28 protein-coding genes are annotated in these 25,482 nt (G+C 64.7%); 16 read left to right on the top strand and 12 right to left on the bottom strand.

The window, feature by feature from the left end; all coding sequences use genetic code 11:
* The first annotated feature begins 2 nt into the window (after positions 1-2).
* The 4 genes from ACWW36_RS23815 (at position 3) to ACWW36_RS23800 (ending at position 4,521) form a co-directional block, all read left to right on the top strand.
* The gene (locus ACWW36_RS23815) at positions 3-227 is read left to right on the top strand and encodes a hypothetical protein (protein WP_456138417.1); all 225 of its coding nucleotides are present in this window, start codon (positions 3-5) and stop codon (positions 225-227) included.
* A gap of 551 nt (positions 228-778) precedes the next feature.
* Positions 779-982, top strand: a complete 204-nt coding sequence (locus tag ACWW36_RS23810; RefSeq protein WP_456138416.1) for a hypothetical protein — start codon at positions 779-781, stop codon at positions 980-982.
* A gap of 240 nt (positions 983-1,222) precedes the next feature.
* The gene (locus ACWW36_RS23805; RefSeq protein ID WP_456138415.1) at positions 1,223-2,482 is read left to right on the top strand and encodes a glycosyltransferase; all 1,260 of its coding nucleotides are present in this window, start codon (positions 1,223-1,225) and stop codon (positions 2,480-2,482) included.
* A 47-nt stretch (positions 2,483-2,529) separates the two neighbouring features.
* Positions 2,530-4,521 (top strand): ArnT family glycosyltransferase, encoded by a 1,992-nt coding sequence (locus ACWW36_RS23800; protein ID WP_456138414.1) that lies wholly within the window; start codon positions 2,530-2,532, stop codon positions 4,519-4,521.
* Positions 4,522-4,650: 129 nt separating this feature from the next.
* On the opposite strand, the gene ACWW36_RS23795 is transcribed toward ACWW36_RS23800, so the two are convergent.
* From ACWW36_RS23795 to ACWW36_RS23780, 4 genes are all read right to left on the bottom strand, one after another.
* The gene (locus tag ACWW36_RS23795; protein ID WP_456138413.1) at positions 4,651-5,166 is read right to left on the bottom strand and encodes an XRE family transcriptional regulator; all 516 of its coding nucleotides are present in this window, start codon (positions 5,164-5,166) and stop codon (positions 4,651-4,653) included.
* 1,178 nt (positions 5,167-6,344) lie between these two features.
* Complete coding sequence (locus tag ACWW36_RS23790) at positions 6,345-6,971, bottom strand: NADPH-dependent F420 reductase (RefSeq protein WP_456138412.1); 627 nt, start codon at positions 6,969-6,971, stop codon at positions 6,345-6,347.
* Between the two features lie 187 nt (positions 6,972-7,158).
* Positions 7,159-7,581 (bottom strand): nuclear transport factor 2 family protein, encoded by a 423-nt coding sequence (locus ACWW36_RS23785; RefSeq protein ID WP_456138411.1) that lies wholly within the window; start codon positions 7,579-7,581, stop codon positions 7,159-7,161.
* 211 nt (positions 7,582-7,792) lie between these two features.
* Positions 7,793-8,527 carry an SDR family NAD(P)-dependent oxidoreductase gene (locus ACWW36_RS23780; protein ID WP_456138410.1) on the bottom strand — a complete coding sequence of 245 codons (735 nt, stop codon included), beginning with the start codon at positions 8,525-8,527 and terminating at the stop codon, positions 7,793-7,795.
* Between the two features lie 126 nt (positions 8,528-8,653).
* Between ACWW36_RS23780 and ACWW36_RS23775 the strand changes: the two genes are divergently transcribed.
* The 6 genes from ACWW36_RS23775 to ACWW36_RS23750 all read left to right on the top strand — a co-directional run bounded on the left by ACWW36_RS23775 (position 8,654) and on the right by ACWW36_RS23750 (position 12,110).
* A complete protein-coding gene (locus tag ACWW36_RS23775) occupies positions 8,654-9,250 on the top strand; it encodes a TetR/AcrR family transcriptional regulator (protein WP_456138409.1) in 597 nt (198 codons plus the stop codon).
* 158 nt (positions 9,251-9,408) lie between these two features.
* Complete coding sequence (locus ACWW36_RS23770; protein ID WP_456138408.1) at positions 9,409-9,720, top strand: hypothetical protein; 312 nt, start codon at positions 9,409-9,411, stop codon at positions 9,718-9,720.
* Positions 9,721-9,798: 78 nt separating this feature from the next.
* Positions 9,799-10,317, top strand: a complete 519-nt coding sequence (locus ACWW36_RS23765; protein ID WP_456138407.1) for an RNA polymerase sigma factor — start codon at positions 9,799-9,801, stop codon at positions 10,315-10,317.
* Between the two features lie 22 nt (positions 10,318-10,339).
* Positions 10,340-10,798, top strand: coding sequence for a cupredoxin domain-containing protein (locus ACWW36_RS23760; RefSeq protein ID WP_456138406.1), 459 nt, complete (start codon positions 10,340-10,342; stop codon positions 10,796-10,798).
* On the top strand, positions 10,795-11,727 hold the full coding sequence (locus ACWW36_RS23755) for a metallophosphoesterase family protein (protein WP_456138405.1): 933 nt from the start codon (positions 10,795-10,797) through the stop codon (positions 11,725-11,727). The genes ACWW36_RS23760 and ACWW36_RS23755 overlap by 4 nt, the downstream gene beginning before the upstream one ends.
* The gene (locus tag ACWW36_RS23750; RefSeq protein ID WP_456138404.1) at positions 11,724-12,110 is read left to right on the top strand and encodes a hypothetical protein; all 387 of its coding nucleotides are present in this window, start codon (positions 11,724-11,726) and stop codon (positions 12,108-12,110) included. Before ACWW36_RS23755 ends, ACWW36_RS23750 begins: the two co-directional genes overlap by 4 nt.
* Positions 12,111-12,311: 201 nt before the next feature.
* On the opposite strand, the gene ACWW36_RS23745 is transcribed toward ACWW36_RS23750, so the two are convergent.
* The 3 genes from ACWW36_RS23745 to xylB all read right to left on the bottom strand — a co-directional run bounded on the left by ACWW36_RS23745 (position 12,312) and on the right by xylB (position 14,696).
* Positions 12,312-12,542, bottom strand: a complete 231-nt coding sequence (locus tag ACWW36_RS23745; protein WP_456138403.1) for a DUF6400 family protein — start codon at positions 12,540-12,542, stop codon at positions 12,312-12,314.
* A gap of 67 nt (positions 12,543-12,609) precedes the next feature.
* Complete coding sequence (locus ACWW36_RS23740; protein WP_456138402.1) at positions 12,610-13,302, bottom strand: MBL fold metallo-hydrolase; 693 nt, start codon at positions 13,300-13,302, stop codon at positions 12,610-12,612.
* Positions 13,299-14,696 (bottom strand): xylulokinase, encoded by a 1,398-nt coding sequence (gene xylB / locus ACWW36_RS23735; RefSeq protein ID WP_456138401.1) that lies wholly within the window; start codon positions 14,694-14,696, stop codon positions 13,299-13,301. Before xylB ends, ACWW36_RS23740 begins: the two co-directional genes overlap by 4 nt.
* Positions 14,697-14,749: 53 nt before the next feature.
* Between xylB and ACWW36_RS23730 the strand changes: the two genes are divergently transcribed.
* The 4 genes from ACWW36_RS23730 to ACWW36_RS23715 all read left to right on the top strand — a co-directional run bounded on the left by ACWW36_RS23730 (position 14,750) and on the right by ACWW36_RS23715 (position 17,326).
* Complete coding sequence (locus tag ACWW36_RS23730) at positions 14,750-15,298, top strand: dihydrofolate reductase family protein (RefSeq protein WP_456138400.1); 549 nt, start codon at positions 14,750-14,752, stop codon at positions 15,296-15,298.
* A gap of 49 nt (positions 15,299-15,347) precedes the next feature.
* Positions 15,348-15,857, top strand: coding sequence for a DUF6328 family protein (locus ACWW36_RS23725; protein WP_456138399.1), 510 nt, complete (start codon positions 15,348-15,350; stop codon positions 15,855-15,857).
* A 36-nt stretch (positions 15,858-15,893) separates the two neighbouring features.
* The gene (locus ACWW36_RS23720; RefSeq protein WP_456138398.1) at positions 15,894-16,748 is read left to right on the top strand and encodes a DoxX family protein; all 855 of its coding nucleotides are present in this window, start codon (positions 15,894-15,896) and stop codon (positions 16,746-16,748) included.
* Between the two features lie 86 nt (positions 16,749-16,834).
* Entirely contained in the window at positions 16,835-17,326 is a 492-nt protein-coding gene (locus ACWW36_RS23715; protein ID WP_456138397.1) for an RDD family protein, read from the top strand.
* Positions 17,327-17,336: 10 nt separating this feature from the next.
* On the opposite strand, the gene ACWW36_RS23710 is transcribed toward ACWW36_RS23715, so the two are convergent.
* Together ACWW36_RS23710 and ACWW36_RS23705 are read right to left on the bottom strand one after the other, a co-directional pair.
* Positions 17,337-18,806, bottom strand: coding sequence for a GntP family permease (locus ACWW36_RS23710; protein ID WP_456138396.1), 1,470 nt, complete (start codon positions 18,804-18,806; stop codon positions 17,337-17,339).
* Positions 18,803-19,318: a gluconokinase gene (locus ACWW36_RS23705; protein WP_456138395.1), complete on the bottom strand. Its 516-nt coding sequence runs from the start codon at positions 19,316-19,318 to the stop codon at positions 18,803-18,805. Before ACWW36_RS23705 ends, ACWW36_RS23710 begins: the two co-directional genes overlap by 4 nt.
* Before the next feature lie 123 nt (positions 19,319-19,441).
* On the opposite strand from ACWW36_RS23705, the gene ACWW36_RS23700 reads away from it, so the two are divergent.
* Positions 19,442-20,158 (top strand): FadR/GntR family transcriptional regulator, encoded by a 717-nt coding sequence (locus ACWW36_RS23700; protein WP_456138394.1) that lies wholly within the window; start codon positions 19,442-19,444, stop codon positions 20,156-20,158.
* 15 nt (positions 20,159-20,173) lie between these two features.
* Entirely contained in the window at positions 20,174-21,058 is an 885-nt protein-coding gene (locus tag ACWW36_RS23695; RefSeq protein ID WP_456138393.1) for an SCO6745 family protein, read from the top strand.
* Between the two features lie 3 nt (positions 21,059-21,061).
* Here the strand turns inward: ACWW36_RS23695 and ACWW36_RS23690 are convergent, their stop codons facing one another.
* The 3 genes from ACWW36_RS23690 to ACWW36_RS23680 form a co-directional block, all read right to left on the bottom strand.
* A complete protein-coding gene (locus ACWW36_RS23690) occupies positions 21,062-21,865 on the bottom strand; it encodes an SDR family NAD(P)-dependent oxidoreductase (RefSeq protein WP_456138392.1) in 804 nt (267 codons plus the stop codon).
* 74 nt (positions 21,866-21,939) lie between these two features.
* Positions 21,940-23,910 carry a DUF7064 domain-containing protein gene (locus tag ACWW36_RS23685; protein WP_456138391.1) on the bottom strand — a complete coding sequence of 657 codons (1,971 nt, stop codon included), beginning with the start codon at positions 23,908-23,910 and terminating at the stop codon, positions 21,940-21,942.
* The gene (locus ACWW36_RS23680; RefSeq protein ID WP_456138390.1) at positions 23,907-25,415 is read right to left on the bottom strand and encodes a carboxylesterase/lipase family protein; all 1,509 of its coding nucleotides are present in this window, start codon (positions 25,413-25,415) and stop codon (positions 23,907-23,909) included. The genes ACWW36_RS23685 and ACWW36_RS23680 overlap by 4 nt, the downstream gene beginning before the upstream one ends.
* Positions 25,416-25,482 lie beyond the last annotated feature (67 nt).

Raw genomic sequence — 25,482 nt, 5'->3', positions numbered from 1 at the left:
CTATGCAAATCGATCAACGTCGACTTCTCGGCGGTGTCGCGCTGTGCAGCTGCCTGGCGCTGTCGGCGCTGGGCTTCGGTGGCGCCGTGGCCAACGCCGCACCGCCTCCCCCTCCGCCGCCGCCCGGCCCCGGACCGAATCCCGCGCTATGCCTCCCGTTTCAACCCTGCCCTCCTGGACCCGCTGTCCCGCCACCTCCGCCCGGCGCTCCTGGTCCTTGGCGGTAACTGCCTCTCCCCCAGTCTGACCGCGGCCATGCCACCGGACGTGGTCGGCTAATGAGGTGCGGCGCGTTCGGCGCAGCACGCGCCGCATCTCGTCAACGGGACAGCTGTCGATTCGCGTCGATCGCGCAAAGGGATGTCGGCGCAATGTGGTTGCGCGACGCACATGATGAGGCTTGCCCACCCGCGCACAGCAATTACTTAACCGCCGGACAGGTCAGGCTCAGCTCAAGCCGGTATTTTCAATGCGCCTTGATGGATGCAGGGTCTACGCGTTCGCCTCCATCTCTCGGGGTGTGCGGCGTGCGGGTGTGCCCCCCGACGCCTGCGCGCCGCACTTTCGCGGCGCTGACTCCACGCCGTGGGCGACAGCGCAGGGTAGCGCTCATCGCGTTGGCAGTCGAAGAGGCGCGCCACATCATTTGATCCTCATAGCTGCCTCATATGAAGGCTGTGCGACGCTTACTCTCATCACAGCTGCCGGACGTCTGAATGCCGGTCAAGTCGATTAGAGTCGTTGCAGTACAGCATGATTCACTACGAAAGGAGCATCAGTGCCGGATTCAACCGCACGCCGGCGCAAGCTGGTCGGGGCCGCAGTCTTGTTCACCGGACTTGGATTGACCACCGGACTATTCGGTGTCGGTGTTGCCAATGCCGCGCCACCTCCGCCGCCACCGCCGCCAGGACAATGCGTGCCCGTACCGGGGGTTCCTTGCCCGCCTCCGCCTCCGCCGCCACCGCCGCCACCGCGGTAACGGCCGGCAAGTAGGGCCACGCCGACCATAATCCAGACGGCGCGGTGCGCATCCAGTTGCGCGCCGCGCCGTCGCCATTTTCACCGCGTTCACACTGCTCGCTGGCCGCCGGGCGCCGCTGAATTCTGCCGCCGAGGTGAAGAAGACCGGCTCCGCCAACGTCGGATATCCGCTGTGATTCACAGTTCTTGCATAATGTGACCCAACGCTCTACCCACATCATGGCTCGACGATGTTTCCATGACCGACACTTTGGCCGCACCGTCATTCGATTTCGCTGCTGCGGTGCGTATTTCGGCGCGGCCTAACGCGGTAGCAATAGCACGTGAGCGCGACGTTCCGGTGCTCGACGTGGTGGTGCCGGTGTATAACGAGCAGGCCGCGTTGACCGCCTCTGTGCGCAGGCTGCATCGTTATCTCTCGGATTCCCTTCCTTATTCGGCCCGCATCACCATTGCCGACAATGCGAGCACTGACGATACTGCGTCCATCGCCGCCAAGTTGGCAGCCGAACTAGCTGGGGTCCGCGTGACGCGGTTGCACCAAAAGGGCCGCGGCCGCGCCCTACACGCGGTGTGGTCAACATCGGATTCGCCAGTGCTGGCCTACATGGACGTCGACCTGTCCACCGATCTGGCTGCGCTGCAACCCTTGGTGGCCCCGTTGATCTCTGGGCACTCCGACCTCGCCATCGGTACCCGCCTCGCGCGCTCGGCGCGGGTGGTGCGCGGGCCAAGACGCGAAATCATTTCGCGCTGCTACAACTTGATCCTCAGATCCACACTCGCCGCGAGATTTTCCGACGCCCAGTGTGGATTCAAGGCCATTCGCGCCGATGTGGCGCTGCCGCTGCTGCCCCACGTCGTCGACACTGGCTGGTTTTTCGACACCGAACTGCTGGTGCTAGCCGAGCGTACTGGGCTGCGGATCCACGAAGTTCCCGTCGACTGGGTCGATGACCCAGATAGCCGGGTCGACATCGTCGCAACGGCCACCGCCGATCTCAAAGGCGTCGCGCGACTCTTGAAAGGCTTTGCCACCGGCGCCATCCCGGTGTGTCAGATCGCCGACCAACTCGGCTGCGTCCGCGCTGCGCCGCCGAGCAATCTGATGCGGCAAGTCGCGCGCTTCGGCGCCATCGGCGGCGCGTCCACCCTAGCCTACCTGAGCATCTTCAGCGCGCTGTCCGCCGCGGTGGGCGCGCAATGGGCCAACCTGATCGCCCTGCTGACCACCGCCATCGTCAACACCGCGGCAAACCGTCGCTTCACATTCGGCGTCCGCGGGCGCGCCCTCACCGCCCGCCACCACGGCGAAGCCCTGCTGGTATTCGCCCTGGCGCTCGCTCTGAGCAGCGGCAGCCTTGGCGCCTTACACGCGAACCTTATTTCCACTTCCCGCTGGCTGGAACTGGCCGTCTTGATCACCGCCAACCTCACCGCCAGCGCGCTGCGCTTCACCCTGCTGCGCGGTTGGGTGTTCCACCCCGACCACACGTAACCCAGTACTGCACAACAAACCGAACCTTGCCATCGAGAGGATGGTCGATGCTCGCCGACTCAGCAGCCACACTGGTTGACCGCCCACCCGCACAGGGAAGACGCACGGACGACCCCAGCTGGGCACACTGGGCGCTGGCGGGTCTGCTGATTGCCACGGCCGCATTCTGGACCATCGGGTTGAGCCGCAATGGATGGGCCAACGCCTTCTACTCGGCGGCGGTGCAGGCCGGTACGAAGAACTGGAAAGCGTTCCTATTCGGATCCTCTGACGCCGCCAACTCGATCACCGTCGACAAGCCTCCGGCATCGCTGTGGGCGATGGAAATCTCTGCCCGCGTGTTTGGGGTCAACACATGGTCCATCCAACTCCCGCAGGCGCTGCTCGGTGTGCTGTCCGTAGCGCTGCTGTACGTCGTCGTCAAGAGGGATTTTGGGCCCACCGCCGGCCTGATCGCCGGTGCTGTGCTGGCCCTGACACCGGTGGCTACCTTGATGTTTCGCTACAACAACCCTGACGCGCTATTGGTCTTCGTGATGATCGCCACGGTCTGGGCGCTGCTTCGCGCCGCCGATACCGGCCACTCTCGCTGGATTCTGCTGTGCGGGGCGCTTCTGGGGCTGGGGTTTCTCACCAAACAACTGCAAGCCCTACTCGTCATGCCGGGTCTAGCGTTGACCTACTTGATCGCCGGGCCACCGCGGCTGCGCGCTCGGTTGGTTCAGCTGCTGGGCGGGCTGGCGGTAATGATCGCCGCGGCGGGTTGGTGGGTGGCACTTGTCGAGCTCACGCCGGCCGATCAGCGGCCGTACGTCGGCGGATCGACGAACAACAGCTTCCTCGACCTGACGTTCGGCTACAACGGACTCGGTCGACTCACCGGCCAGGGAAACGGCCCATCCGGACCTCCCGCCACGGACCCAAATGCGATGAGCGGCCCCGCCATGCCGTTCGGTCATTCCGGAATCGGCCGCCTGTTCACCGGCGAGTCGGGGGGCCAAATCTCATGGCTGCTCCCCGCGGCGTTGATCTTCCTCGTCGTTGGGTTGCTGCTGTGTGCGCGCGCACCACGCACCGATGCGCAACGTGCCCAATATCTCGTGTGGGGCGGCTGGCTGCTCGGCACTGGCGTGGTGTTCAGCTTCATGTCCGGGATTTTCCACGACTACTACACGGTGGCCTTAGCCCCAGCCATAGCCGCCCTGGTCGGCATCGGAACGACGCAGTTATGGCGCCTCCGCGGCGCCACCTGGCCAGCGATCACCCTATCCTCCACGACTGCCCTGACTGCCGCCTGGGCGTGGATACTCTTAGGGCGCACAACCGATTTCGTTCCGTGGCTACGATGGATCATCCTGGGTATCGGCGGCGCCGCCACCGCAGGACTGCTCATCGCCTTCGTCCTGCCCGCCGCCGCGGCGCGCTCCCGCGACATCGCTGTATGGGCTGCGGCCCTGGCGGCCGCCGCCGCCCTAGCTGGTCCGCTCTCCTACTGCATACAAACTGTTGCGAGCAGCCACACCGGCAGCATTGTCACCGCCGGCCCGTCACTGGACCGCGACAGGTTCCCCAGTCCACCGGGTGCCACTTGGACGTCGACCAAGTCCGCCAGCGGCGCGTCTATGCCCGGCACGCCGCCGATGGAACAGACCGAGGTGTCGGGCCGTGTCGCGGCTGTCCTGATGCAGAACGCCAATGCCTACACGTGGATCGCCGCGACCAACGGGGCCACCGACGCTGCCGGATATCAACTCGCCACTGATGATCCCGTGATGCCGTTGGGCGGTTTCGGCTTCGATCCGTCGCCCACGCTCGAGCAGTTCCAGCGCTACGTCACGCAGGGTCGGATCCACTATTACATCCAGTCGCCTCATCGCGGCTTCCCAGCCGCCGATTCCGGCGATCTGCCCGCAACACCCAACGGCGCTGGCAAGGCCGAGAGCGACCGTATTGCCGCCTGGGTCAAACAGCACTACATCCCAACGGAAATCGACGGCATCACCCTCTACGACCTGACCAAACCGACGACGGCTAACTGAGGCAGCCACGGTTCGGCCTCGGCTTGCGGTCAAACATGCTGTGGTGCCGTCTACAAATGTGTACGTGCAGGCGCCAATTCAGGAAGACCTGAATCGTTGCGGCCTAGCCCGGCTGCGGCATCGGGCGACTTACGGCTGCGTCCGGCGCTGCGCTCCGGCCTTGGAGAATCGGTCGGCGACTCTCTTCATGCGTACCATCAGGACGGCGGAGGGGCATGTTTCATTGTCAAGAAATGCACTGAGCTCCCCAGCGGATACTCCTATGCGCTTGGCGAATTCATGCTCGCTCAATCGTGAGCGCTTCAGCAATACGTGCACAACGTGCGTGACCTCGGATCGCTCGGCGGCTTCAAGGCGCGCACGGGCATCCGCGAGAACCGCAGCAATAGCTGTAACTGGTTCCGCCGCATCTGCAGACCGCACTATCTCTTCAACCTGATGTGCTGTGCGGCCATACGGGTCGCGGTTGACAGCTGTTGTGACGCGCCGCATTACGTCGGACGTTGCATTCATCAGGGCGGCGCGGATAGCACTGGTAGGCCAGTGCTCGATCGGTCGATCCTCGAGGACATGGTGTTGAGATTTGCGGACCTCCTGAAGGGCCGCCGCCGGCTGCGCTCGCCGTGCTGTGGTATTCAACGCCACCCGACCTCCCGATACGTCCACCCGTGATTCGACGCCATCCCACGTCCAGAACGCCGCTCCCGCAATAGGTGGGCCCCTTGGGGGGGCGACTAGTTCGCAAACTGGTGAGCAATTCGACCGATCGGCGACGACCATCAAGGCAGACAACCGTTTCGTACAACAGGCTCCCCAGTCTCGCGGCCCGACTAGTCGTTTGCATCGGTCGGACGCCTCGTTCGCACCCGTCTCCTTCTATCACCAGAACTGTGGTGCGCGCTGTGAGGAGCCTTTGCTCAAAGTAAGAGGCCAAACTCGCAGTCACCGGATTGTCTGCCGTGGCCTTGGGATCCCGTCGACGATGCGGTAATGCCTTTAGTGCGGGTTGTTTACGTACCAGGAGAGGCATCCGGGTTGGTTCCTGCAAGCGATGATCGCTTGCGCGTCCGGAGCCGAGCCGCGAATGCCGCTCTGATGTTGCGGCAAGGAACAGTTCGCAACGTATGGATTGCCGGGAAGCACGCCGTTGTAGCACGTGTCGGCCCGGGCCTGGTATGTGCTGAACGTTGCCATCGACATGAGTGTGAAACCCATTGCGGTAGCACCTGCGATGGCAGAGCGGGAAGGTCGTCGACCAAAGATATTCACAGTACCTCCGTCAGGAGTTTCAATAGAACAGATACAACTTGACAGCGTGATTCTCGGTCCCGCAGGTAAGTGGCGGCTGTAGCCGGCCTAGGTAACAGGTATACGTTTCACGCCATCAGATAGGCGTGCGGCGTCGTCGCCGTGAAGTATTTTGACGGACAAAGTAATTCAGCTCGCAAGGCCAAAAACTTGCCAGTTGACGAGCGCGCCGACGCGGCAAACGCTCCAAAGCGATTACCGCGTGACGCTTTCTAAGCCGGTTCGACCTCGATCAGCTTCAACAGATTTCCCTTCGGGCTTCCCCGGTAGGCCTGCAACCGTAGTTCTACAAGAACGAATGCATTCGCGCCGATTCACCATTGCGGCGCGGCCCGCTGCGCAACCTCGGCGACGTCGAGCTCATCACCGCCGACTACATCGCCTGGCTCCTCTGCCCGCAGACGGTTCTCAGCCCACGTTGACATCGGACATACCAACACCTTTCAGCGACTCATCACGATTCGAGGGTGCACAGCGTCCCCATACGTTCACGGCTTGGACTAGCGCGGTGCGGCTCAGCCATCAAATTCGGTGGCGCCGATAGCGATATCCCATTGGCCCACCCCGTGACGGGCGAGACCCATGAGGATCAGACCGGTTCCTTCCAGCCAGTGCGCCATCTTCAAGTCGCCGACGTCCAGCGGGCGCAGCCCGAGGCTCGCGATGAACTCCGACACGTGTGCCTTGGCCTGCGCATCGTCGCCAGCGAAGAACACATCCAGCGTCCGACCCTCCTTCAGGACATGACCGAAGACGGTGTTGAAGGCCTTCACCACGCTGGCGCCGGCCGGGGCCGCCTTGGCGACCTGCTGTGCGATCGAGGTGTCATCGGGGATGGCCAGCCCGTCGGCCTCGGCATTGAAGGGGTTGCTGATGTCGACGATGACCTTGCCCGCCAGCGCGTTTCCGTACTGGGTGACGACCGGCACGACATCGGCGTACCTCAGGGCCACGATCACGATGTCGCCGGCCGGCGCGGCGCCGAACTCTCCCGTCCCGGCGCCGCCGCCGAGAGCCGTGGCGAGTTCAGTGGACTTGGACTGGTCGCGGCCGATGATCTCGACGGTGTTGCCGCCGGCTACCGCCAGCGCTCCGATGGCGTGGGCCATGTTCCCGGTGCCGATGATGCTGATGCTGTTCATGGTGTGCTCTCTTCCGCGGTCTCGATCTTCCGCTTTGTCTCGTTCGTCCCCTTGGGCCGGTGGCCGCCTGGGCGGGTGACGTTGGGGTTTGGCCGGGTTCGGCCTGAAATGGCCGACCGGAGGTGTCGGCGACAGCGGCCCGTCCGGTGCGGTAACTACTTGCCCGCCTGGGGATCGGGCTTCACCGTTACTCCGTGTCGGTGCGGAGTTCCCAGGGCTGCATGCCAAGTGCACCCGCAAGGTGCCGCTGCATCTGGACGGCGGATGGCAGCGGGCGCCACCATATGGTCACCTCGGCGATCTTGCCGTCCGCGTCGAGCAGGATGTAGTCCATCCCGTCGACCACGGTGTCTTCGATCTGCAGCCGGAAGTACGCGGCGTGGTGCGTCGTACCGCTGAGGACCTCCTTGTAGGTGAGGTCGGCCGCTCCGCCGATCCCACGCATGGCTTCCACGACTGCCTCGCGGCCGGTGAGTGGCTCATCGCCGAGCGGGCTGTACATCACCACGTCCTCGGCGAGGATGGCGGCAAGGGCGTCTTGGTCTGCGCCGCCGTGCATGCTGTCGACGAAGGACTCCACGGTGTCGCGGTGTGGGGCGAAGGTGGTCATGGCTACTCCTTTGTGTGCTTCTTGCTCGTGGTGTGTGAACCCTGATCGGTGCGGTCCGGGGGACTCGCCCCAGAGGCGCGACCGAACGAAGACCCGAATAGTGGATGGCCACAACGGATTCCGAAGATAGGACAGCCGGAGCTCTGCTGCGCTGGTGGCCACGGTGCGGTGCCATGACGTCTTTGTCGATCGTCCATCCCGCAGTCGCGCACTAGATCACCGTGGTGCCGCCGTCGACCACCAGCTCCATACCGTTGACATAGCTCGAGTCATCCGAGGCGAGGAACAACGCGGCCGACGCGATCTCCTCGGGGCGGCCCATCTCTCGCCGCGGGATCACGGACTCGAACTGCGCCTTCGCCTCCGCGTCCATCACTTCGTCCAACATCGGCGAGGCGACCTGGCCGGGGGTCAGCACGTTCACCCGGATCTTCCTGTCCCTCAACTCTGACACCCACACCCGTGCGTAGGCGGGTAACACGGCCTTGCTTCCTGCGTACACGCTCCAATTGGGGTAGCCCCGCAGCGATGCGTTTGACCCGGTCATGAAGATCGAGCCGCCATCGTTGAACAGCGGTAGTGCCTTCTGGACCGTGAACAGCGTGCCGCGCGCGTTCAGCCAGAAGGCGTCATGGAAGTCCTCCTCGGTGATCTCACCGAGCCGGCCCTGCTTGCCAACCCCGGCGCTTGCCCATAACACGTCGATCGCGCCCTTTTCCTGCTTGACCGTGTCAAACAAACGGTCCAGATCGTCGAGGTCGGCCGAATCGCCCTGCACGCCAGTCACATTGCGGCCGATCTGTTCGACGGCCTGGTCCAGCGCGTCCTTCCGCCGGCCCGAGATGAAGACGTGAGCGCCTTCGTCAACGAACAACTTGGCACCGGCCAGCGCCATGCCACTTGTTCCGCCCGTAATCACTGCGACCTTGCCATCGAGTTTTCCCACGATTACTCCCTTTATCGGAAAGCGTCGATGTTATGTACACCGATCTGATTACTTAACGTAGTGAATGGCCGCGGATAGTGCAAGCTATGTACACCGATCCGTACCAAACTGGGCTACCCTGGGTGCATGACGGAGTTGGAGAAGGGGCCGCGAGGCCTGCGCCGCGGCAGGGGCGCACGAGAGCGCATCCTGGGCGCTTCCCAACAACTGTTCCGCGATCAAGGCATCAACAGCACCGGCCTGGACCAGCTCTGCGCGGTGGCCCGGGTGTCCAAGCGCACCTTCTACCAGCACTTCACCGGCAAGGATGAGCTGATCGCCGAACACCTACGCCGATTCGATCCCGACATCCTGCCCGAGGTGTTTAACCGCACCGACCTCACACCCCGCGAACGGCTCCTCGCCGCTTTCGACATTCACGCGCCTCTGTGCCCGTTCATCGCGGCGGCCGTCGAAATCCACGACCCGGGCCACCCGGCGCGCGTACACGCCGCCGACTACAAGAAGGCATTTGCCGCACGGCTCACCGAAACTGCGCGCGAGGCCGGCGCCACCAACCCCGAACAGCTCGGCGAACAACTGGCGCTGCTCTTGGATGGCGCTTCCGCCCGCAACCGAGTCCTCAACACCGAAACCTTCGCCACCGCCGCCGCCATCGCAGTCGTGCTCATCGACAACGCCATCCCCACGGCAGCGGCAGCGCCCGACGCAGGCGGGAACTAGCCAACCGGGACGGTGCTGCATGCCCGCGCCGTGAAGGTTGTACCGCGCGTCGACGACCGTCTCCACTGGCAGCCCTTCTTGGGTTTTGCATCCTCTGTAACCCTCGCCCGTACCTCTTTGTAGTGACCAACCAACGGCCAACGTACAGAGGAGGTTCGGTGTTGAAGACCGTCATCGTGAAGGTTGCCAGTCTCGGCGTGCTCGCGGTCTCACCCCTGGCGTTGCTTCCTGCGGCTGTGGCGGCTCCCTCGGGTTTCTCCAACTTCGGCAATGCGCAAGACACGGTAAATGCGCTGCAGGCCAAGGGCTTCAACGTCGTGCTGAACGGCGCGTCGGTCTACCCGCTATCTTCGTGCAAGGTCCTCGGGGTCGAGGGACTCAACAACTCCAACATCGATTCATCGGGGGCGAAGGTCGACCCCACCCAATTCGACACGGTCTACGTCGACATATCATGCCGCGGCGGATGATCGTAACACCAGTGTCTCTCAGTCGGTTTCATCGTCTGGCCGTCACCAGATCAGCCGCGCCCGGCTGAGGCGCAACGTATGGCGCGCATACGCGCGACGACCGACCGCGAAGACCACTACCCGGATTGGGAAGCGGTATATGCAGACAACGCCGTCTGGGTGTACCGCATGGTATTCGCCCGCGTCGGCAATCGACCCGACGCCGAAGACCTGACCGCAGAGGTGTTCTCGACAGCGCTTAGACGATTGCGCATGACGGCGACGATCGCGGAGGTCCGCGGTTATCTGCGCGCGACCACGCGCACGGTTCTCGCTGCGCACTGGCGCTACGGCATGAGGTGCGCGGTGACGTCGCTGGACGAAATTCCAGACCGCGCGGACAACACGGAGCAAGTGACTACTGCGGCGTCGCGAGAAGTTCATGCAGTGCTCGCAGTGCTGCCGGCCAACTACCGACGCATTCTGGAGCTCCGCTTCTTGCAAGGGCGTTCGATCAAGGACTCGGCGACTGAGATGGGCATCAGCCTTGCCAACGCGAAGGTATTGCAGCACCGGGCGTTGCGACGGGCCGCCGCGCTCAACGACCCCGGGCTGTAACCGGTCCGCCTATCTCTATGGCGTGAAGGTTCTATTGCCGCTCGCCGCTGCAGGCATCCTGCTGACCGCGGCCTGCTCCAGCCACGCGTCCGACGCCCCTCCTAGCCCGGCATCAATCACATTCCAGTCGGGCATGACACCAGGCATGTCCGGCATGCCTGCCATGCCCAGCATGCAGTCGCCGCCCGCATCGGCACCCGCGACGGGCGCCGACAGCCCCGCACCTCAAGGCGGAACCGCAGTCAGCATCAGCGATTTCAAATTCAACCCGGCGACGCTGACCGTCCCTGTCGGCGCGACGGTCACCTGGACCAACAAGGACGAGGAGCCGCACACCGTGGCCGGCAAGGACGGCTCTTTCCACTCGCCGGGAATGGACACCAACGGCACCTACAGCTTTACATTCATGACGCCGGGCTCTTACGACTACGTCTGCTCGATCCATCCGTTCATGACCGGCACTGTGGTGGTGACCAAATGAGTACTGAGCAGGATCCAGGCGGGATGACCCGACGCCAGCTGATGCGCCACGGCGCCTGGTTCGGCGCGGCTGTCGTGTTGACTGTGGCCGGTGGCGAGGTGATCTCACAGGTTGCGGGGTCGGCCGACTCCGCCAAACCGGCAACACCGACGTTGCGGTTCGCGCAGATCAGCGACAGCCACATCGGATTCAAAGGCCCGGCGAACACCAATGTGACCGACACGTTCAACCATGCCATCGGTCAGATCAACGGCCTTGGCTACACACCCGATTTCGTGATCCACACCGGCGATCTGACTCACCTGGCCACGCCGGAGCAGTTTGATCAGGTCAAGCACATGTTGGGTGAGCTGAACACGCCGCACGTGTTCACCGTGCCCGGCGAGCATGACTCGACGGACGACGCGGGCCAGAAGTATCGGCAAGCGTTCGGCGCGGGCACCCGCGGCGACGGCTGGTACAGCTTCGACATCGCCGGTGTTCACGTCATCGGGCTGGTAAACACGCTGAACCTGCAGAAGCTCGGGCATCTGGGAAGCGACCAGCTCGAGTTCGTCGAGAAAGACGTGGCGGCTCTGTCCAGCGACACCCCGATCATCGTGTTCAGCCACATTCCGTTGTTCGCCATGTATCCGGACTGGGGATGGGGCACCGACGACGCTGCCCAGGCGCTGAGCTATCTGAAGCGGTTCTCGTCGGTGACGTGCCTCAACGGCCACGTCCACCAGCTGTTCTCCAAGACCGAGGGCAACGTGACGTTCTACAGCGGCACCACCACCGCTTACCCGCTGCCCGCACCGGGTCAGGGCCCTGCGCCGAAGCCGGTGACGTTGCCCGCCGGCAAGCTGCGCGATGCGCTTGGCATCCGCGAAGTCAGTTACACCAAGGGCCAGCAGGCGCTCGCACTGAAAGACCAGAGGCTGACATGAAGATGATGAACCTCGCTGTCGGCGCATCGGTGGCGGTCAGCGGTCTCGTGCATGCGTACCTCTATGTCAACGGCTACCGCGACATTCCGACGGTCGGGCCGGCATTTCTGCTGCAGGGCAGCGCCTTCTGCGCACTCGCCGTGTTGATCATGGCGGGCGGACCGGCCTGGCTGCGCCTGGCGGCCGCGGCAGGGGCGCTTGGCTCGCTCGTCGCATTCGCACTGTCGCGGACTGTCGGCCTCTTCGGTTTCACCGAAACCGGTTGGGAGCCATCGCCGTACGCGATGCTCAGTGTCGTCGCCGAAGTTCTTACTGTCGTGCTCGTTGCGGCTATGGCGGTGCCGTTCGTCCGGCGCCGAGGGCCTGTCTCCCGAAGCGCTTAGGCGACGCCGCGTTTGCGAGTGTCGGTTGACCAGAGATTGCCGCAGACGGAGCACTGCAAATGAACCAGCGTGCCTTCATTGCTAAGGAGGTACTGCCAATGCAAGTCGCAGTTCGTGGCGCCCCGGCAGTCGCCGCAGCCGGCATCAGGGTTGCACGACGGGCACGGAAGCCAGGCGCGACGACCGGGATCTGCCGTCGGGTCAATCGGCAACACGATTCACCGTCCGATCCGGAAGCACACCCGCCCTGACGAGTTGGTCGTAAACGAGCTGCTGTTCGGGGTCGAGGCCCGAGTACAACATGTCGTAGGCCTTTTCCTCCTCTGCCAGCACCGCGATCGGATCCCAGTCGTCGCCGATCGCACGGAGGACGGCGCTGCGTCTGCGCGCTTCGTCCAGCGTCAGGTCGTACGCGAATTCGAGGTCGGCCATCGCGACATCTTCCGAAAGGTCGTTAGCCTAGGCAATGACCTACGTCACGCTGAGTAGTTGAAATTCGTCACAACCGCCGGCGTAACCAGGCCTGCTGCCGACGCACGAACGACGCGTCGACGACCGCGCCGTGGCCAGGCACGAACACCGCATTTTCTCCTGCGGCCTCGACGACGCGGTCCAGCGTCGCCGGCCACGCTTGAAGGTCGGAGTCGGCCTCGATGCACGGATCTCCCGACTCCTCTACAAGATCCCCACAGAACACGACCGTGGGGTCTGAGTCGGCGACGACGGCGATCAAGTCGTGGTCGGTGTGGCCGCGTCCGGGGTGGCTGATCGAGACGGTACGGCCACCGACATCGATGACGGCGGATAGCACTCGGTGCTCGGGTGTACGCAGCGCGGCGATCGTACGGTCCACTTCGCCGGAGTCGGCGCCGTGGCGCAGCGCATCGGCCCGCAGATGGTCGGTACGTCCCGTTATCGTCTCTGCAACCTGCGGCGCGCAGTAGATGGGCGCCTGAAACACCGACGATCCGAGTACGTGATCGAAGTGATTGTGCGTCAACAGGATATGGCTGACTCTGCGGCCGGTCATGTCCCGCACGTCCCGAGCGATGGCCTCCGCGTCTGTCAATGTGGCGCCTGTGTCGATCAACAACACCCCGGCATCTCCACACACCGCGCCGACCGTCACGTCGAGAAACGGCAAACGGCTCCGAAAAATGCCGTCCCCCAGCGGCTCCCACGTAAAGTTCACTGCCCCAACGTCAGTGGCGCCGCCGCGCGGTACTGGTCGAGGACCTGCGGCGTGGGTTCCGCGGTGTATGACGCCGTCACGCCAAATGACCACGGCGGCGGCGAGTGCTGTTGCGACAGTGCCCACGCCGCCTGCCTGGCCGCGCCGAGCGCGACGTACTCGGCGGGTGTCGGCACGTCCACCTGCGCACCGAAGATCGCGGGCGCGATGCGTCGCACGGCTTCTGATCGGGCTCCCCCGCCCACCAGAATGATGCGCCGCACATCGACGCCCTGCGCGGAAATCTTTTCGATGCAGTACGCCATCGACGCGAGCAGGCCCTCGACGGCCGCGCGAGCCACGTTGGCAGAGGACAAGTTTCGCGTTGTCACGCCGTGTAATGCACCGGCCGCGGCGGGAAGGTTCGGTGACCGTTCGCCCTCGAAGTAGGGCACCAGCGTCAGTCCTTCTGCGCCGCAGGGCGCTCCCAACGCCAGGCGGTCCAATTCTTCGAAGTCGACACCGAGCATCGTCGCGACCGCGGCCAGTACGGGCGCTCCGTTCAGCGTGCACACGAGCGGCAGCTGCCGGCCGGTGGCGTCGGCGAATCCGGCGACGATTCCTTCCGCGTCGTGCGGTGAGACCGCCCCCACGGCGCTCACGACACCCGATGTCCCGAGAGATACGACGCAGTCACCCGGGCCGGCACCCAACCCGAGCGCCGCCGCCGCGTTGTCGCCTGCACCGGGGCCGAGCACAGCGCCCGCCGACGTCTGCCCGGCCTTTTCGTTCGGCCCCAGCACCGCCGGGAGGACAGGCCGCCTCCCCCGCATCGCCAGCTCGAGCAGGTCGGGCTGATAGTTGTTGGTCTCCGAGGAGAAGTATCCGGTTCCGCTGGCATCACTGCGGTCGGTGCGCAGGCTGCCGACGTCTGTGGAGCCGGTCAGCCGCCATGTCAGCCAATCGTGCGGCAGGCACACCGCCGTTGTCGCATCCGCATGCGCCGGTTCATGATCGGCGAGCCAACGCAACTTCGTTGCCGTGATGGCCGGGACCGGCACCACCCCGATCCGCTTAGCCCACTCGTCGGGCCCTCCCAGCTCCGAAACCAGCTCGGCCGCTGCGGCGCCGGAGCGGGTGTCGTTCCAGAGCAACGCATTTCGAACCACGTGGCCGCCGTCGTCGAGGCATACCATGCCGTGCTGCTGTGCGCCGACAGCCACCGCGGCGACGTCATCGAGACCCCCGGCGGCGTTGATGCTTGACTGCATGGCCGACCACCACAGCTGCGGATCGATCTCGGTACCGTCGGGGTGCGGCGATGACGCCGAGCGCACGATCTCGCCGGTATCGGCCTCGCAGACCACGACCTTGCAGGACTGGGTGGACGAGTCGATTCCCGCAACGAGTGCCACGCCTGCGAAGTTACTCCCGATGACTTCGGCGGTCGCTTGATGTCATTACTTGTATGCGAAAACTCGTGATAACCGAAAACATCACGCTCGACGGGGCCATCGAGATGCTCGACGACTGGTTTGATCCTCAGCTTCAGGACCCGGACCTGCTCGAGGAATCGCATCGCCAAGACGGCCAGTCCGATGCGCTGCTGCTCGGACGCCAGACCTTCGACGACTTCCGCGGTTACTGGCCCAAGCAGACCGACGATTCGACCGGCGTGACGGACTACCTCAATAAGGTCGCCAAGTACGTGGTGTCGTCGACGATGAGCGATCCGCAGTGGCAGAACTCGACGGTGCTCGCCGGTGATCCCGTCGAACACGTCACGGCGCTGAAGGCGCAACCGGGTAAGGACATCGTGGTGACCGGCAGCATCACGTTGGTGCACGCGCTGATCGCCGCGGACGTGGTCGATGAATATCGGTTGTTCGTCTATCCGGCCGTCCAGGGCCGCGGCCGGCGTCTGTTCCCCGACTCCACCGTGATTCCGCGACTGGCCTTGGCCGAACCGGCGAAGTCTTTCCGGAGCGGTGTCACGCTGTTGCGCTATGCAGCCTGATTGGCGCTGATCGCCCCATGGCGGTCGGCGCGGCTGTCAGAATTGCGGCGTGAAGGACATCGAGCATCCGGAGGCCCACCAAAAGTGGGACAAGGACCGCGATGAAACCGAAGCGCAACGGCTGGACCGAAATTGGTCGAGCTTGCTGCAAGAGTTGCGCGTCGCGCAGACCGGTGTCCAATTGCTTACCGGGTTCCTGCTGACGTTGCCGTTCCAACAGCGATTCAGTCAGCTGGATGCCACCATGCGCACGGTCTACCTCGTCACGGTGGGGTGCTCCATCGGCGCCACGGTGTTGCTGGTGGCGCCGGTCAGTATGCACCGACTGCTCTTCCGTCGGCACCGAATGAACACGCTGGTATCGGCGGCGCACAGCTATGCGATTGTCGGAACGGTGCTGCTCGGCATCGCGCTCGGCGGCGTCGCCGTCGTCATCTTCGACACGGTCATCGGCAGGACCGGCGCCTGGATCGCCGGTGGCTGCACTCTGGTAGCGCTCGCGGCCTTCTGGTACTTCATGCCGCTGCTGGGACGCAGCGACACCGACAACCGCTACTAGGGTTTGCGCCCCCGTAAGCCGGGGAACCCCTCGCCCATGTTGATCCGACGAATCGCGCGCCCGATGTTGTCAGCGGTTTTCATCAGCCGCGGTGTCGATGCTCTGCGCAGCCCCAAACCCGCCGCGGATGCGGCCCGCCCCACACTCGAGGGCCTCAGCAAGTTACCGGATCCTGTCGGTACGAACGTCCCAACCAACGCCGAGACCGTCGCGCGCATCAACGCCGCGGTGCAGATTGGCGGTGGGCTTCTGCTCGCGACTGGCAAGCTTCCCCGCTTGGCGTCTGCCGCGCTGGCGCTCAGCGTGGTGCCGGGCAGCCTTGGCGGGCACACGTTCTGGAGCGAAACCGACCCCGCACGCAAGGCCGATGAGCGACGCGCTTTCATCACCGACGTGAGCCTCATCGGCGGCCTGATCATCGCCGCGGTCGACACCGAGGGCAAACCGTCGCTGGGCTGGCGTGGTCGACGGGCCGCCCACAAGGTGTCCGAGGCCGTGACCGCCGCGCTGCCGGTCGGAGCCGCCACGGGTGGCGCACTCGCCGATAGCGCGCTGGCCGAGAAGGTCAGCCAGGGTCTGCAGATCGGTGCGGAACGCGGCCGCGAACTGGCTCATGTCGCCGGCGAGCGCGGTGCTGAACTCGCTCATGTCGCTCGTGAGCGGGGTGTCGAACTGGCGGAGGTCGCTCGCGAACGGGCACCTGTTCTTGCAGAGGCGGCACGTGAACGCGGGGCGGAGTTGGCAGAAGTCGCTCGCGGACGTAGCGCGGAATGGGCCGAGGTCGCTCGTGATCGCGGTGCCGAATGGGCCGACGTGGCGCGGGAACGTGCCCCCGAGCTCGCCGAGTCCGCGCGTACCCAGGTCAAGCAGCGTCGGCGCCGCTGGAGCTGACAGGAATCAGACCGCACCAAACCGCTCAGCACTGCCGTGGTGAGCGGTAGATTTGCGTGCACCATCCACAGCGGTCAGGAGATTCGATGACATCCGGCGATTACGAACCTCAGCCCGGGCAATACGGAGAAGCCGGCGCGTATCGGCCGCCAGGAGGTCAGGTGCCCGGCGACTTGGGCATGCGGTTTCTGGCCCGACTGATCGACGGCATCATCGTCAACGTCGTCGCATTCGCGATCGCGTTGGCGATCGGTTCGCTGACGAACTATTGGGTTACCGGGCTGTTCTCCGGCCTGCTGATGTTCGTGTACTTCCTGGCTTTCGAGTCCACCCAAGGTTGGACGCCGGGCAAGAAGCTGTTGGGCCTGAGCGTGCATGGTCCTGCCGGCGCGCCCAAGCCCGACGTTCAGCAGTCCGCCATCCGCAATTCGTGGACGTTGCTCAACATCATCCCGTTCGTCGGCGGCCTGCTGACCCTTGCTGCCGTCATCGTCATCGCGGTGACCATCAACAGCAGCCCGACGAAGCAGGGCAAGCACGACGAGCTGGCGGGCGGCACCCAGGTCGTCAAGGGCTAACGCTCGGGCGTCATATCACGATTCCGAGCAACAACACCAGAATCAGGCCGGTCACCGACAGCACCGTCTCCATGATCGACCATGACTTGATGGTCTGACCCACCGTCATGCCGAAGTACTCCTTCACGAGCCAGAAGCCGGCGTCGTTGACGTGGGAGAAGAACAGCGAGCCGGCGCCGACCGCGAGCACGACCAGCGACACCTGACCGGTGCTCATGCCTTCGACCAGACCCAGCATCAGCGACGATGCGGTAATGGTGGCCACCGTCGCGGAACCCGTTGCGAGCCGGATCAATACGGCCAGCACCCACGCCAGCAGGAGCACCGAGATACCCGTGCCCTTTGCCCAGTCCGCGAGCATCGTGCCGATGCCGGTGTCCACTAGCACCTGCTTGAATCCGCCGCCGGCGGCGACGATCAGAATGATTCCGGCGACCGGAGGCAGCGACGTCTCAAGGCATTTGACGATCTGATCGCGCGTCATCGCCGCGCCGCGGCCCAGTGTGAAGATGCCGACCACGACCGCGATCAACAGCGCTATGAGCGGACGGCCGAGAATGTCGAAGGTTTGGCGCAGCAGGTTGCCCTTGTCGTCGATGAAGATGTCGGCCAGCGCCTTGCCCATCATCAGACCGACGGGCAGCAGAACCGAGAACATCGTCATCCCGAAGCTGGGACGTTGGCGCTCAACGCGTGTGGCGGTTTGAGTCGCTGTCCTCTCCCCCTCGGCGACGTCCGCCGCAGTAACCACTGAGCCACCGCCGTTCCTGGCGAAGTCGTCGGCATCGAACCGGTCCGGCACGTCGAGGACTACCCAACGTCCGGCCAGCCGGCCGAACAATGGCCCGGCAACAATCACAGTCGGGATCGCGACGGCCACACCCAACGCCAGCGTGACGCCGAGGTCGGCGTGCAGCAGACTGATCGCGGTCAACGGCCCTGGGTGCGGAGGCACCAGCCCGTGCATCGCGGAAAGCCCGGCCAGCGCTGGGATTCCGACGGTGATGAGCGACAGCTGCGAACGCTTTGCCACCAGATAGATGACCGGCATCAACAGCACGAGGCCGATCTCGAAGAACATCGGCAGGCCGATGATGGCACCTACCAACGCCATTGCCCACGGCAGCGCCCGCGGCGATGCGCGGCCGACGATGGTGTCGACGATCTCGTCGGCACCTCCCGAATCCGCGAGTAGTTTGGCGAACATCGCACCGAGGGCGATCAGAATGCCGACGCTTGCTGCGGTGTCGCCGAATCCCTTGCCGAACGAGTCGAGGACATCCCCCGGGTTCTGTCCCGCAACAATGCCAACGGTGATGGCGCCGAAAATCAATGCGAGGAACGGATGCAGCTTGGCGATCGTGATCAGCACGACGATCAGCGCGATACCGGCAAGCGCCGCAAGTATCAGCTGCCAGCCGCCAGCGACCGGTTCAATCAGCTTGGTGTCGGCCGCCAGAATGGTCAGTGCTGGAGTCATCGGTTCTCCTGTTCGGTTGTGCGCGTAGTGGATAACGAGACGTAGTCGTCGACGATGGAATCGATGTCCTGGTCGACATCGATGGCGGTGCCGCGTTCGTCGGCGTCCAGCGGTTCAAGCGTCTGGAATTGAGAGGCGAGCAGTGACGCCGGCATGAAATGCCCTGGGCGACTGGCCTGCCGCTTGCCGATGACCTCCGGTGTGCCCGACAGATGAAGGAATTCGACATCGGGACAGTGGCTGCGCAATTGGTCGCGGTATTTGCGCTTGAGGGCGGAACAGCTCATCACGCCGCCGGCGGAGTGGTCTGCGAGCCATTCACCGATCGCTTCGAGCCACGGATAGCGGTCGTCGTCGTCGAGCGCATGACCGGCAGTCATCTTGGCGATGTTGGCCGGTGGATGGAAGTCGTCCGCGTCGGCGAACGGTACCCGCAACCGCTGCGCAAGCGCCGCGCCGACGGTCGACTTGCCGGAGCCAGAGACCCCCATGACGACGATTGGTGACGCCATCTCCTCCACCTACCCAGTTGTGCTTGGCGTCACACAGCATGCCCTAATGGTCATACTATTGCAACCGTGACGCGAAATCATATGGTTTTAGTAACGTCAGCAAAGCTATGACAAGATGTATGCATGGCATCGCCGTCAAACGTCGGAGCTCTGCACGGCAATCTTGTCGATGCGCTGGGCTGCGCCATCGTGTCCGGCGAGTACCCGGCCGGGCAGGTGATCACGCTCGACGGGGTGTGCGCGGGCAACGGCGTATCGCGAAGCGTGTCTCGCGAGGCCGTTCGCGTACTGGAATCGATGGGCATGGTCGAGTCGCGCCGCAGGGTTGGCATCACCATCCAGCCGTCCCAGAAATGGAATGTCTTCGATCCCCGGCTCATTCGCTGGCGGCTCGAAGCGGGCGACCGCGCCGCGCAGCTGGTCTCACTGTCGGAGTTGCGACGGGGTTTCGAGCCGGCCGCGGCGGCGCTGGCCGCGCGGCGTGCCGACACGCATCAGTGCCGAATCATGGCGGCCGCCGTTTCGGACATGGTGATGCACGGCCGCTCCGGTGATCTCGATGCATATCTGTTGGCCGACAAAGTCTTTCATCAGACGTTGCTAGAGGCCAGCGGCAACGAGATGTTCCGCGCGCTCAACGGTGTCGTCGCCGAAGTGCTGACCGGCCGCACTCATCACGGCATGATGCCCGCGACACCGAACCCCGCGGCCATCGAACTGCACGACCAAGTGGCGCGCGCGATCCGGATGCGTGACGAGGTGGCCGCAGAGCGCGCGATGCGCGCGATCATCGACGAGGCGACATCGGCGGTGGCTGAGGAATTCGACGCCGGCTCGTAATGGTTGACTACGAAGGTGGGCCGACAACCTTCGCTTGCGCGCCGCTTCTTCGATCGTTTCGAGCCGGTGCACGCGGTCACCTACTTCGCGCCGGAAGCGAGGTCCGCCCTCGACGAACTGGGCTTCCGTGGATTCTGGATGGGTTACTTCGCCGCGCGTTCGGCGCCGTTCGGCATCGTGCCGAGCGAAGTGGTGACCGCCGCGTTCTACAACTTCACGCCCGAGCGCGTCGCCAAGGCGTTGTCGGCGGCGTGGCAAGTCGCCTCGCCCGCTGACGCACTACGCGTCCGCGAGGAGTCGGCGGTGGCGGCGCTGCGCCGCTATGGCGTGACGGATGACGACGCCAAAGTCGCTGCCGATCTTGCCGAAAAGGCAGCCCGCAGCGCTCCCCTCGACGGGCGACCGCTCTTTGCGGCCAATCTCGCGTTGGAGTGGCCCGGCGAACCGCTGGGCCGCCTGTGGCACGCGGTCACGCTGCTGCGCGAACAGCGGGGTGACGGGCATGTGGCCGTGCTGGTCACCCACTCGGTGTCGGGCCGCGAGTCCAACGTGCTGCACGCTGCCGCGGGCCGGGTGCCCAAGGAATTGATCATGCGCAGCCGCGACTACGACGAAGACTCATGGCGCCACTATCACGAGCGGTTGGGCCGCCGCGGGCTGCTCGACGCGGACGGCGAACTGACCGATGCGGGCCGCGACCTCAAGCAACGCATCGAAGACACCACCGACGAGCTTGCGTTGTCGGCACTCGATGGGCTCGACGACGGCGAAGTGGAGACGTTGTTCCGGACCCTCACGCCGATCACCCGCAAGGTGATCGCCGCCGCCGACGTACCGGCCGCGACGCCGATGGGCCTGAGCCGCCACGACCTAGATGACGACAGCGCGCATCTGTCCTAGCGTCTAGGGCCAGTCGCAACCCGTCAGCTCGGCAGAGGCAGCCCATAGACGGCGGCCCATGATCGGGTCACGTCCCTTTGTCCGCAGTTTCGTCACCTTCGGTTTGCCCCACTGGTTGAAACGCGGCGCGAGATACGTGCCGCTCGGCAGATCGGCGGTCACCGCCTGGATGCTTGCCCGCGCGCCCTGCTCAGGGCTTTGCAAGATGCGCCACACGGGATTTCGCTCGCCGACAGGCAGTCCGTCGGCGATGCTTCTGGTGATGCCTGTGTCGGTCATGCCTGGATCCGATGCGTAGGCCCGGACACCGCGGACGGTCAGCTCGTGTATGAAAAGTAAGTTCGCCAGCTTGGATTCCGCGTAGGCCGACGTGGCCGCGTACCGGCGAGTGTGCCAATTCAGGTCGTCGAGATGGATGCGGGCGAAGTGGTACATCACGCTTGCCACCGAGATCACGCGGTCCTTGATCTTCTCGGCGAGCAGACACGTCAAGGCGAAGTGGCCGAGGTGATTTACGCCCATGTGTGCTTCGAATCCGTCGGCGGTGCGCGTCAGTGGCAGACCCATCACGCCGGCGTTGTTCACCAACACGTCAACGGTTTCGACCGATTCGGCGAATGTGCGCACACTGGCCAGGTCGGCGAGGTCGAGCTGGGCGATCTCGACGTTGCCTTCCATCTCGGCGGCGGCCAACCGGGCCTTCTCGACGTTTCGGCAGGCGATGACCACGTTGTGGCCGCTCTTGGCCAGCGCGGCAGCGGTCGCCCGTCCGACCCCGCTGTTTGCTCCGGTGACGATGATCCGCATCAGCGAGGACCGTCCTTGTCGCTCGGTAGGTGGACAAATTCATATGCATGTTTGCAGAGCGCAGGCGCGATGGGTCATGGGTGCTGGTTGCGGTTCCATTCCACCCAGCCGACACCGGTTCGGCCGTCACCGGTTGTCACTAGAGCCCATGCGCGCGGAAAGTGACTGACGCGCCCGTCGCTCGACGTGAGCAACACCGGCGCGTGCCCGCGGATGTCCACGGTGGCGGTGAGCTCACCGAGATTGAGCGTCGTAGTTAGTGGTAAACCGTTGTCGGCAAAGGTTTCCCGTGCGACAACGGACTGCAATTCGACCAACGGCCGGCTCGGAGACTGGATGTAGCCGACGCCGATCGCAGGGGCTCCGGGGATGCGGATGTCGACGCCGTGCAGATGGGTGCCGTCGTCGAGGTGAAGGGCACTCCAGACCCAATCCATGGCCCACCAGTCACGCACACCCCACGAATGGTCCCGCTGACCCGCAGCCTCGTGCAGTTCGAATTCGCGTCCGTTGACAGCGATGCTGCCCGACACGCTGCACGGTATTTCGTAGCGCGGCGTGATCCGGTACTGATACGGCGTGCCTGCCGTCGTCCACACGAGATCCATGGTGACCTCGACGGCCCGGCCCGACTCCCCGCGCAGCAGCGCGGCCGGATCGTCATATGCCTGTCCGCGTCCGCGCAACGTGACTCGATACGTCTGCAGCGGTTCCGTTGCGGAGAGGGCGAGTTCGATGCCGTCGGCGCGGATCGCGGTCAACTCCTCGGGGACTCCGGCTTCGAAGTCGTTGACGGCGATCGTGGGTATGCCAGGCCCGCAGACAAGCGCGTTGATCCATGCGATCCGTTGATTCGGATACAGGCCGAGCCGAATCCACCCACCGACGTCGTGCCGCGGGTCGGCAAAGTCGAAATACCAGCTCTCATTCCACAACGGTTCGTCGGTTGCCTTGTGACGGCCTTCGTCGACGCTATGAGGTGTAAGAGGCTGCGGCACAACGGGTTCGGGCAGTACGTCAAGTGCGTTCGTGTCAAGCACGTGCTGACAGTGGCGCTCCAGCATGACCATGAACATCTCGTCGCCACGGTCGGTGCGGGCAACGAGCATCGACGACACGATCGCCATCATCACGCCGAAGAAGCTCGCCCGCCGCACATCCTCGCGGACCTCGTCGAGGCTGATCGGTGAGGGGGCTCCGAGGCCGTCGTGGTATGCCCGCAGCAGAGCGTCGTAGTGGTCGCGGCGCTGATCATTCGGCAGCGCGCAGCCGAGGAAGTACGCGATGTCCGTCATCGCCGGGCCCCACGTCACGGTCTGCCAGTCGACCACTGTGAGCCGGCGTTCGGCGCCGTCCTGGCCGAAAAGCATGTTGTCCAAGCGATAGTCGCCGTGCACAAGTCCGTGCAGGCGTTGGGCTTCGGCGGCGAGATAGCCGTCGAAGCTGGCCACCAACCGTTCGCACACCGCACGATGTTGAGGGGCGATCCGATCGGCGTAGCGCTCCGAGAAGCCCGCATACAACTGACCGATGAGCGCCTGGTTCATCGGCGACTCGCGGTTGAGCCAGTCTGCCTGGGCGACGGTCGTGTCACCGAGCAACGGTGCGTGCAGGTTGCCGAGTTCGGTCAGCGCCAGAATCGCCTGTTCGGGTGTGGCGCCGTGAATTTCGTCGCCGACGACCGCTGGTGCGGCATCTCCCAGCAGTAGGTGAAACGCCCCGGTGTCAGCGTCGTATGCGGCGTGGTAGCAGGGTGCGACAGGACCGCCAAGGCCGGGCGCTATCTCGGTGTAGAAGCGGACTTCTCGCTCGTATAGGCCGAGTGCGAGGCCGGTCTGACGGCTGCTTGGGTCGGTCGCGGCGACCTTGAGGACCACCGAGGACGGGCCGGTCGTCGCATCCGGGTATGTCAGTGCGACTCGGTAGCACTCGCTCATCTGGCCGGTGCCGATGCGCACGAACTCAAAGCCGGCGACGGGTGTATCCAGGGCTGTGGTGAGCCACGCGGCCGTCAGATCCGAGGGCCGTTCGACGATGTCAGTCACTGCGCGGCCAGCGAAAAGCCCTGCCACGCCTGGCGGCGGGCGGAGTGCGGGTCGAATTCGACGCGGGGATGCCGGTCGAAAACCATCACTGGTCGATCATCGTGCGTATACGCGGGCCATCCGGTTCCTGGCACTCCGGTGCGGCTGAACTCTCGCCACCGCCTTTGCACGTCGTTGCTGACCCGCAGGGCCGAACGGCGATCGGCGGCCGCCGTCAGCAGCCGGCCGAACTTGGTGCGGTACACGTCGAACACCGCGAACAATTCGGTGGCGTGCGTCGCGCCCAAGCCTGACCACTGCAGCATGCGCGGCGCGTAGTCGTACCGGTAGAGATAGGTTGGCGCGTGCTGGCTGTGGGCTTCGGCGATCTGCCAGACAGCCGAACCGAAGGCGAAATCGCCGCCCAGTTGGATGCATGCGTCGGGATGCGGGTAGTTCGGGTATGCAGCCGTAATACGTTCGCGCTCCGTGGGTTCCGCCTCAGCCAGCAATCGTTCGATCATCGGCTCGGTCATCGGTAGCAGCTTCAGAAAGCGGGTGAAAAGCCTTCCCTCTTCAGCGTTTGTGCCGACGATCAGCGGAACCCGGTGCGCCTTGCCGCTGCTCATCGCAAGCACGGGATCGAGAGGCAGATAGTCGGTGCCGGACGTCGGACCGGCGGCGAAGGCGCCGAGCATGTCGCGCTGTCCGTGAATGATCAGTTGGTCGAACGCCTCGACCAATTCGGCGGGCCGAGCCGTCATGATCGCATGGGCGCCGTCGTCGACGCGGGCGCCGAGCAGCGAGGCGAACTTAGCCGCGTACTCTTCCGCAACCTCCGGCGTGCGAACCATGCCGCTGGCTGGGCTCTCGCAAATCGCTTGGGCGAAGAGGCCTTTGGCGGCGGGTACCGCAAGCAACGTCGCGACGGCGTGCGCGCCCGCGCTTTCGCCGAAAATCGTCACATTGTGTGGGTCGCCGCCGAACACCGCGATGTTGTCGCGGACCCACCGCAGCGCCATCACGAGGTCGCGCAGGTAGAGGTTGTCGTCGATGGTGATGTTGCGGTTCGACAGCGACGACAGGTCCAGGCAACCCAACGCGCCGAGCCGGTAGTTCACCGATACGTACACACAGCCCCTGCGCGCCAACGCTGCACCGTCATAGATCGGTGTCGCCGAGCTGCCAAGGATGTACCCGCCGCCATGGATGAAGACCATCACCGGCAGCGCCTGCCTGGTCGGCGACTCGGGTGTGACGACGTTGAGCGTCAGGCAGTCTTCGCTCATCGGCTGGTACTTGCCGGGCGCGAGGATCGTGTACTTGCGCTGTTGCGGGGCGCAGTAGCCGACGCCGTGGCAGTACCGTACGCCGGGCCACGCCTCTGCGGGCTGAGGGGCGCGCAGCCGCAGCGGGCCCACCGGCGGGTGGGCGTACGGAATCGACCGCCAGCGGTTCACGCCGTCGCGGGTGAACCCCTCGACAATGCCGGACGCGATGGTCGCGCGGACGGTGTGTTCGTGCATATACCGACGGTATCTAACAAGCCGCCGCCGCCGCGCCTGGCCAGCGATCGTGTGTCGGGCCGCTAGC

The sequence above is a fragment of the Mycobacterium sp. MMS18-G62 genome (assembly GCF_053877835.1).
The sequence above is the reverse complement of the archived record's forward strand: the minus strand, read 5'-3'. Positions and strand labels throughout refer to the sequence as shown.